Here is an 8404-nt window from a genome sequence, read left to right as displayed (position 1 = left end):
GCCTGATGGTGCAGGGGGCTCACGCGGTATTGAGGCAGCTGCGCCCAGATTCGGAACAGCCCGACGATCGTCGCTTGCAACGCTGGCAGAGTCGTCTGGGACGCAAGGAAGCGGCGGTACGGCTGGCCAATCGCAACCTGCGAATCATCTGGGTACTGCTACAGAATGACCAGACTTATCGCCGCCAACCGGCCGATGGCCGGCCGGCGGCGACAAGTTGTTGATCGACAGCGTTCTGCCACCGGGGCGCAAGTGCGCTCCAACCCCTGCTAGAAAACATTGACCCCAGGTCAGACCGTCGCGGATTGATGCCTGCGCTCCTACCGGCCTTCGAGGCCTGAATGTAATCGGCATACCGTGAGCTCAACCAATGTTGGCCAGAAGCCAAAGATGGCTTCCTCGAATAGGCCTTATACATAGATGCAACCGGGTAGCAGTGTTTAAAAAGCAGGTAGACAGTGGGGGCGAGTCCATACATAGGAGCGAGCCTGCTCGCGATCGGTCGGAACATTCGGCATCCAGGTTGGCTGGCAGGCCGCCATCGCTGGCAAGCCAGCTCCTACAGGTTTTATGCGGATTTCGTCTTTTTCAGAAAAACTTCAATCCTACTATTGACTTAGGTTCGCTACCTGCGTAAATTTCGCGGCCTCGGAGATGCAAACGGGTGATTAGCTCAGCTGGGAGAGCGTCTGCCTTACAAGCAGAATGTCGGCGGTTCGATCCCGTCATCACCCACCACTTCCGAGAGACTTGCGAAAGCAAGAGGTAGGCTGAAATGCCTCCACCGACGCGCAGCGGTAGTTCAGTCGGTTAGAATACCGGCCTGTCACGCCGGGGGTCGCGGGTTCGAGTCCCGTCCGCTGCGCCATATTTTCCGAGTCAGGTTCGCCCTGATTCGAGATTAAAAGAGAGATTGAAAAGTCTCAGAGCTTTTAATCAGACGAGTTAATTGAGCGTCAGCTCAAAGCGATACGCAGCGGTAGTTCAGTCGGTTAGAATACCGGCCTGTCACGCCGGGGGTCGCGGGTTCGAGTCCCGTCCGCTGCGCCATATCTGCCCCGAGGCCCACTGAACGCCTTGGAGCTACGAAGAAACCACTGGTTACTTCGAGTCGATAGCAAAGACCCTGGTCGAAAGACCGGGGTTTTTTGTGTCTGCGATTTGTCTTTTTCTCCTTCCTCACGACCTTCAGGGTTTCGCATCTGCCGACCAAGCGCGGATGGCCGATGCCTCTTGAAAATCCCCTCAATAGTCCGCTGCCTCGATAAACCGGCGCCGCGCGGCCGATATCTCGGTCTGTGATCAAATTATTCAAGCCTTTACCGGGTGCAATTCGCACAAAGGACTTGGTTTGACCTCTCAACACTAATTAGAATGAGTCGCATTTAAAATATTTCTTCGCGCAGGGTTTCTTTAGATGAGTGATGCAGCGTTGCCGCCGGAGCAAACCTTCCACGACCTGTACCGCGACCATCGGAGCTGGCTCGAAGGATGGTTGAGACGACGCATGGGCAATGGCAGCGACGCGGCGGATCTGAGTCAGGATACCTTCGTTCGTTTGCTCGCCAGCTCCCAGCGCATCGCCGACCTGCAAGAGCCTCGCGCCTACCTGGCGACAGTCGGCAAGCGGCTGCTGGCCAACTTCTACAAGCGCCGCAGCCTGGAGCAAGCTTATCTCGATGCATTGGCGTTGCTGCCCGAGGACTGCGTCCCGTCTCCCGAGGAGCGCTGGATCCTGCTGGAAACCCTGCAAGCCCTGGACGAATTGCTCGATGGGTTGCCGGGCCCGGTACGCCGAGCATTTCTTTTGAGTCAACTGGAAGGCCTGGGCTACCAAGAGATTGCCGAGCGTCTGCAAGTATCGGAGCGCACGATCAAGCGCTACATGGCTCAAGCCTACGAACATTGCCTGCTGGTGGAAATGTGATCGGCTCGCCACCTTCGGCTGAAACCCGCCAAACCGTGCGGGCCGCCGCGCAGTGGCTAGCCCTCATGGAATCCGGCTACGCCAATGAGCGGGACCGGGCGTTGTTGCAGAGCTGGCGCGATAGCGATTCCAGCCATGAGCAGGCCTGGCAGAAAGCACAACTCTTGCGCCAACGCTTTGCCGTTCTGCCTTCGGCCTTGGCCATGGCCAGTCTCGACCGACCACAAGCCAGTCGACGTACGGTGCTCAAGCGCGCCGTCGGGGCGGTGGCTTTGCTGCCGACTGCCTGGCTGATCAGTCGACAGTTACCTCTGGATGTCTGGAGCGCCGACCTTCGGACCGCCACCGGGGAAAGTAAAAAAGTCCGGTTGGTCGATGGCAGCGCTGTGCAACTGAACACCGCCAGTGCCGTCGATATCGACTTGAAGAGCCGGCACCTGACCCTCGTGGAAGGCGAAATGGCACTGAATGTACCCGGGATGTCGCCGCTGACAATTCTCACGCGCTTTGGGCAAGTGGTCGTCAGTCAGGGCGAGGTGTGTGTTCGTCAGGGGCAGATGGGCTGCAAGGTCTCGGTGCTCAAGGGCACAGTGCAGTTGCAGCCTCTGCACGGACCGGTCTTTTCGTTGCGCGGCGGCCAGCAGGTCAGCCTTCAAGCGGCGGGTGCTAGTGTCGTAGAGCCATTTGACGTACTCGCCCCGGGCTGGCGTGAGGGTGTGCTGATGGCGCAGAACCAACCCTTGGGGGATTTCCTGCGCGAACTCCGCACCTATCGTCCGGGCGTGTTGCGCTGGGAACCCGAGCTGGAATCGTTGCGCATCACCGGCAGTTTTCGCCTTGAAGACACCGATCGTATTCTGGCTTTGCTGGCGGCCAGCCTGCCACTGGAAGTGCATTCACGTACGCGTTACTGGGTAACGCTGGTACCGCGCAAAAATAGTGTTTAAAGCGTGTCCCCTTTTTTCGTGTCGCTTGTCATTCAAGGCAAGTGAAACGAAATCAGAGAGATTCTCAATGCTCGCAGTGATGTCTAGCAGTATGCGTCCGGCTCCATCCAGGTTGCGCCCGTTGTTGCACTTGAGTCTGTTGTTGAGCCTGAGTGCCTGCCCCTTATTCATCACTGCCGGTTGGGCCGAAGACGCGCCTCGGCGCAGCTATCAGGTGCCAGCCGGTAGCCTCGACGCTGCGCTGACTCGTTTCGCGGGGTTGGCCGGGGTCAATCTGTCAGTGGACCTGGCACTGGTGAGGGGGCGCACCAGCCCCGGTCTGTCCGGCGACTTCGCGGTGGAGGAGGGCTTCGCCCAATTGCTGCAGGGTTCCGGTCTGCAATTGCAGCCGGTGGGTGAACAGGCGTACATGCTGACCCCGGCACCAACCGGCGGCAGCCTGCAATTGGGTGCTACCTCCATTTACGCGACGGCGGACACGGCGGACGGTGATCCGTATGTCGGCGGGCAGGTGGCACGCCGTGGGTCGCAAGGCTTGCTGGGCTCGAAAGATTTCATGGAAACGCCGTTCAGCGAGACCACCTACACCAGTGAGTTGGTGAAAAACCTGCAGGCGCGTACCTTGGGCGACCTCGTGGCCAGCGATCCCTCGGTTCGCGCCACCAACCCGGCGGGTGGGCGGTATGAGCAGTTCACCATTCGCGGAATGAGCCTGTTCAACAGTGACGTCTCCTACAACGGTCTCTACGGCATTCTGCCGACATACACCATCGATATGGAAATGGCCGATCGCGTCGACATCCTCAAAGGCCCGAGCCAGCTCATAAATGGCATCTCGCCACGGGGTAGCGTGGGTGGCGGGATCAACGTGGTGCCCAAGCGCGCCACCGACGTGCCCATCACTTCGTTTACCGGCAACTACGCTTCCGACAGCCAGGTCGGCGGGGCCGTGGACATCGGTCGGCGCTTTGGTGAGGGGGACATGTTCGGTGTTCGTTTCAACGGCGTGAAGCAGTCCGGCGATACCGAATGGGATCACCAGAGTGTTGATCGCGAGATGGCTGTGCTGGGCCTGGATTTTCGCGGTGAACGCCTGCGGCTCTCGACGGACGTCGGACATAACGAACGTGACACCGACGCCCCGCAGGAACGCGTGCAGGTCGGCGCCAACGCTCAGGTTCCGCACGCCAGCGATGTTCGCCACAACTATGCGCAGCCGTGGAGCAATGCGCGTACCAAGGACACCTTCGGTACGGTGACCGGCGAGTACGATGTCAGCGATGCCGTCATGGTGTACGCCGGTGCGGGCGCGCGTAAAAGTAATCATGACTTCCTCCGGCACGCCGTAGCGGTCACCAACAACGCAGGTAACTTCAGCGTTCTGCCACGTGACTTCACTCGTGACGAAAATGTCCGGACGGCCAACGTCGGGGTGCGCAACTGGTTCCATACCGGTCCGGTGAGCCATGAGGTCAACCTGGCTGCCAGTTATTTCTATATGGATTTCGAAAACGGCGGCGCCCGTTATGCCGCTGCGCCGAGCAACATCTACAACCCGGTGCAGACACCGACCCCCATCAATCCCACGCGCCTTGATTCCGAGGTGTATACCGAGAACCGCTCCAGCAGCGTCGCGTTGTCCGACACACTGGGCTTTTTCGATGATCGGGTGCTGCTGACCCTCGGCGCTCGCTGGCAGCGAGTGCAGGTCGATGATTGGGCGGACGATGTCAAAGGCGACACGGCCTACGATGAGGAAAAGGTTTCGCCCTCGGGCGGCATCCTGTTCAAGGCCACCGACAAGCTCTCGTTGTATGCCAACTACATGGAAGGCCTGAGCCAGGGCAAGATCGCGCCTTCGACCTCGGTGAACGAAGACGAGATATTCCCGCCGTTCATCAGTCGGCAGGTCGAGGTCGGTGCCAAATATGATGCGGGGGCGTTTGCCATCACCACCGCGGTGTTCCGGATCAAGCAACCGGCTTATGAAACCAACGCCACGACGCGGGTTTTCGGTCCGAACGGCAAACGCGAAAACAAGGGTGTGGAAGTCAGTGTGTTCGGTGAGCCGCTCGAAGGTTTCCGTCTGCTCGGCGGTGTCATGTACATCGACAGCGAGCTGACCGATACCACCAAGGGCACCTTTGACGGCAACCGCGCGCCTGCCACGCCGGAATACAACGTCAACCTGGGCGCCGAGTGGGACGTGCCGAATGTACAAGGCCTGACCTTGACCAGCCGCAGTCTCTATTCCAGCTCGCAGTACCTGGACCAGTCCAATAACAAGGAAATCGATTCCTGGACGCGTGTCGACGTGGGCGCGCGCTATGCCTTCAAGGTCGAGGAAAAGAACATCACCCTGCGGGCCAATGTCGAGAACGTGGCTGACAAGCGCTACTGGAGTTCCGCCGGGGCCTCGGATGACAGTGAGCCTGGATTGACGCTCGCGACGCCACGAACCTACCTCCTTTCGGCAACCGTCGACTTCTGAATCGATTCAACCGTGCGTTGCGCCACAGGGAAGGGCGCTGCCGAGTTGTGTCATGCATCGATTGCAGAGGACCAGAGCATGCCCAGCCTCACTTGCCCGCTCAAGAACGGACAGATCAACACGCCCTCCAGGCGTACGCTGTTGCGCCTGTCTTTGGGCGTACTTGCACTCAAGTGTGTCCCGTCGGCGTGGGCCCGGGCCGACGTCGCGCCACTGCGGGTGATCACCCTGTTTCAGGGCGCCACCGACAGCGCCGTGGCGTTGGGTATCACACCTTGCGGCATCGTCGATTCCTGGAGTGAAAAGCCCACCTATCGCTATCTGCGCTCGACGCTGGAGCTGGTGCCCCATGTCGGCCTGGAAACCCAGCCCAGCCTTGAGGACATCGCGCTGCTCAAGCCGGACGTGATCATCGCCTCGCGCTTTCGCCATGAGCGCATCGCACCGCTGCTCGGGCAGATCGCCCCGGTAGTGATGCTGGAGGAAGTGTTCGAGTTCAAAAAGACCTTGGCGTTGATGGGCCTGGCCTTGCACCGCCAGCAGCGGGCCGAGGAGGTGTTGGCCCGCTGGCAGCTACGCACGGCACAACTGCGCCAGCAACTGCAGCACAAGTTTGCCGGGCGCTGGCCGCCAACGGTGTCGATTCTGGATGTCCGTGAAGACCATATCCGCAGTTATTTACCGGCAAGCTTTCCTGGTTCGGTGATCACCGAGCTGGGGTTCGGTTGGAGTGACGCCAGTCGGGCGGCGAATGGGGTATCGATCAAACTCACCAGCAAAGAGAGTCTGGCGGTGGTCAATGCCGACATTTTCTTTGTCTTCTTGCGCGAGGATAAACCGGCAGTGCAACGAAACTATGAAAGCCTGGTGCAGCATCCGTTGTGGCAGCAAATGCGAGCACCGCAGCAGGCGCAGGTGTGGCGGGTCGATGGGGTGGCCTGGAGTCTGTCGGGCGGAATGCTCGGGGCGAACCTCATGTTTGATGACGTTGCGCGGCTGATCACGGCGGACCTGTCCTGATGAGCAATGGTTTGAAGCTGTGCTGCGCCGGGATCGTGTTGCTGCTCAGCGGCGTAATGAGCCTGGCGGTCGGAGCGACCTGGATTCCGTTGTCGCACATTGCAGCAGCGTTCGTGAATCCCGACCCGCTCAGCGTCAGCCATGTGCTGGTGACCACCACACGCCTGTCGCGCACCTTGATGGCGATGGCCGTGGGCGCGAGCCTGGCCGTGGCGGGGGCCTTGATGCAGGCGCTGACGCGCAATCCGCTGGCGTCCCCCGGTTTGTTCGGGATCAATGCCGGCGCGACCTTCTTTATCATCCTGTGCTCCTCGGTGTTTTCCCTGTCCTCTCCGGATACCTGGCTGTGGTGTGCGTTCATCGGCGCGGCCGTGTCCGGTAGCATCGTGTGGCTGATCGGCAACATGGGGCAGGGCAGTCTCAGCCCGTTGCGCATTGTGCTGGCGGGGGCGGCGATGGCCGCGTTGTTCTCCGCATTCAGCCAGGCGTTGCTGGTGGTCAATCAGGAGGGGCTGGACACGGTGCTGTTCTGGCTGGCGGGCTCGTTGACCGAGCGCAGCCTGTCGGTCGCCGCGCCCCTGCTGATATGTGGCGTACTCGGGCTGTTCGGCGCGATGTTGCTGGCGGGGCAGGTCAACGTGCTTAACGCCGGCGAGGAGATCGCCACCGGCCTGGGCCAGCGCACCGGGTTGATCCGGCTGCTGATGAGCGTGCTGGTGGTCTGTCTGGCGGGCAGTGCCGTGGCCTTGGCCGGCAGCATCGGGTTTATCGGCTTGCTGGTGCCGCACATGGTACGCAAGGGCCTGTCCATCGATCATCGCTGGTTACTGCCGGGTTGCGCGCTGCTTGGTGCGATTGTCCTGCTGCTGGCCGATACCTTGTCGCGGGTGTTGATCCTGCCGCAGGAGGTGCCGGTGGGTGTGATGACGGCATTGTTCGGCGCTCCTTTTTTCATTCTGCTGGCCCGGCGTGGAGGTCGTTATGGATAAGGTCCTGACCTGGCGCCGTAGCGGGTTTTCCCGGCGGATCAACGTCACCACTGTGTGGCGGTTGCTGTCGGCATTGATGGTGACGGTGCTGATCATGCTCGGCTCGCTGTCGCTGGGCAAAGTCATGCTGTCGCCGCTGGAGGTGCTGAGGGTTCTGCTGTCGAACCAGGACGCCAGCCTGACGTTCATTGTCGAGCAACTGCGCTTCCCACGCATGCTGCTGGCGGCGTTGGTGGGGGCGGCGTTGTCGGTGTCCGGGCTGATTCTGCAAAGCATCATCCGCAACCCGCTGGCGTCGCCCGACCTGCTGGGTATCACCAGCGGCGCCAGTGCGGCGGCGGTGCTGTATCTGTCGTTTTTCTCCGTCGCATTGGGCCAACAGTATCTGCCGCTGGCGGCGATGCTCGGGGCGGGGCTGGCGGCATTGGCGATTTATTTGCTGGCCTGGAAGCAGGGGGCCTCCCCGCTGCGCCTGGTGTTGATCGGGGTCGGCATCAGCGCGATGTTGACCGCCGCGACCACCTTCATTCTGGTCTTCAGCCCGTTGACCACAACCCTGTCGGCGTATGTCTGGCTGACCGGCAGCGTGTACGGCGCCAGTTGGCCGGAGCCGTTGGCGCTGGGTGGCTGGTTGTTGGGTATTTGCCCGCTGCTGGTGCTGCTGGCCCGGCAGGTGAGGGTGCAACAGCTGGATGACTCTCTGGCTCAGGGCATCGGCGTTCGCGTGCAGTGGCTGCGTGCCGGTTTGTTGCTGGTGAGCGTGGCATTGGCCGGTGCGGCGATTGCCTGGGGCGGGGCGATAGCCTTTGTCGGGCTGATTGCGCCGCACATTGCCAGGCGTCTGGTGGCCCCGGGTTTCGGTGGTCAGGCAGCGATGGCGGCGCTGGTCGGGGCGAACCTCGTGGTGCTGGCCGACCTCGCCGGGCGTGTCCTGTTTTTGCCGCTGGATCTGCCGGCCGGGATTTTTGTCGCCGTGCTGGGCACACCCTTTTTTCTCTATTTGTTGATCAAACAGCGTCATTGAGGAATT

The 8404-nt window shown here is 60.9% G+C and carries 6 protein-coding genes, 3 tRNA genes and 1 pseudogene; all 10 read left to right on the top strand.

The window, feature by feature from the left end:
• Window positions 1–224 (top strand): annotated as a pseudogene (locus CKW19_RS12185) (IS110 family transposase); the annotation flags it as partial.
• Window positions 225–662: 438 nt separating this feature from the next.
• A tRNA-Val gene (locus tag CKW19_RS12180) sits at window positions 663–738 on the top strand.
• Window positions 739–791: 53 nt separating this feature from the next.
• A tRNA-Asp gene (locus tag CKW19_RS12175) sits at window positions 792–868 on the top strand.
• Window positions 869–973: 105 nt separating this feature from the next.
• A tRNA-Asp gene (locus CKW19_RS12170) sits at window positions 974–1050 on the top strand.
• A gap of 367 nt (window positions 1051–1417) precedes the next feature.
• On the top strand, window positions 1418–1927 hold the full coding sequence (locus CKW19_RS12165) for a sigma-70 family RNA polymerase sigma factor (protein WP_095058096.1): 510 nt from the start codon (window positions 1418–1420) through the stop codon (window positions 1925–1927).
• The gene (locus CKW19_RS12160) at window positions 1924–2874 is read left to right on the top strand and encodes a FecR domain-containing protein (RefSeq protein WP_095058095.1); all 951 of its coding nucleotides are present in this window, start codon (window positions 1924–1926) and stop codon (window positions 2872–2874) included. The genes CKW19_RS12165 and CKW19_RS12160 overlap by 4 nt, the downstream gene beginning before the upstream one ends.
• 67 nt (window positions 2875–2941) lie before the next feature.
• Window positions 2942–5365: a TonB-dependent receptor gene (locus CKW19_RS12155; protein ID WP_095058094.1), complete on the top strand. Its 2424-nt coding sequence runs from the start codon at window positions 2942–2944 to the stop codon at window positions 5363–5365.
• Window positions 5366–5443: 78 nt separating this feature from the next.
• Window positions 5444–6385 (top strand): ABC transporter substrate-binding protein, encoded by a 942-nt coding sequence (locus tag CKW19_RS12150; RefSeq protein ID WP_095058093.1) that lies wholly within the window; start codon window positions 5444–5446, stop codon window positions 6383–6385.
• Window positions 6385–7374, top strand: a complete 990-nt coding sequence (locus CKW19_RS12145; protein WP_095058092.1) for an iron ABC transporter permease — start codon at window positions 6385–6387, stop codon at window positions 7372–7374. The genes CKW19_RS12150 and CKW19_RS12145 overlap by 1 nt, the downstream gene beginning before the upstream one ends.
• Window positions 7367–8398 (top strand): iron chelate uptake ABC transporter family permease subunit, encoded by a 1032-nt coding sequence (locus CKW19_RS12140; RefSeq protein ID WP_095058091.1) that lies wholly within the window; start codon window positions 7367–7369, stop codon window positions 8396–8398. The genes CKW19_RS12145 and CKW19_RS12140 overlap by 8 nt, the downstream gene beginning before the upstream one ends.
• Window positions 8399–8404 lie beyond the last annotated feature (6 nt).

The sequence above is a fragment of the Pseudomonas sp. Irchel s3f7 genome (assembly GCF_900187615.1).
Lineage (GTDB): Bacteria > Pseudomonadota > Gammaproteobacteria > Pseudomonadales > Pseudomonadaceae > Aquipseudomonas.
The sequence above is the reverse complement of the archived record's forward strand: the minus strand, read 5'-3'. Positions and strand labels throughout refer to the sequence as shown.

Excerpts from the sequence above, each read along its gene's own strand:
- CKW19_RS12165 (WP_095058096.1), top strand. The coding sequence starts at position 1,418 with ATGAGTGATGCAGCGTTGCCGCCGGAGCAAACCTTCCACGACCTGTAC.
- CKW19_RS12155 (WP_095058094.1), top strand. The coding sequence starts at position 2,942 with ATGCTCGCAGTGATGTCTAGCAGTATGCGTCCGGCTCCATCCAGGTTG.
- CKW19_RS12150 (WP_095058093.1), top strand. The coding sequence starts at position 5,444 with ATGCCCAGCCTCACTTGCCCGCTCAAGAACGGACAGATCAACACGCCC.
- CKW19_RS12145 (WP_095058092.1), top strand. The coding sequence starts at position 6,385 with ATGAGCAATGGTTTGAAGCTGTGCTGCGCCGGGATCGTGTTGCTGCTC.
- CKW19_RS12140 (WP_095058091.1), top strand. The coding sequence starts at position 7,367 with ATGGATAAGGTCCTGACCTGGCGCCGTAGCGGGTTTTCCCGGCGGATC.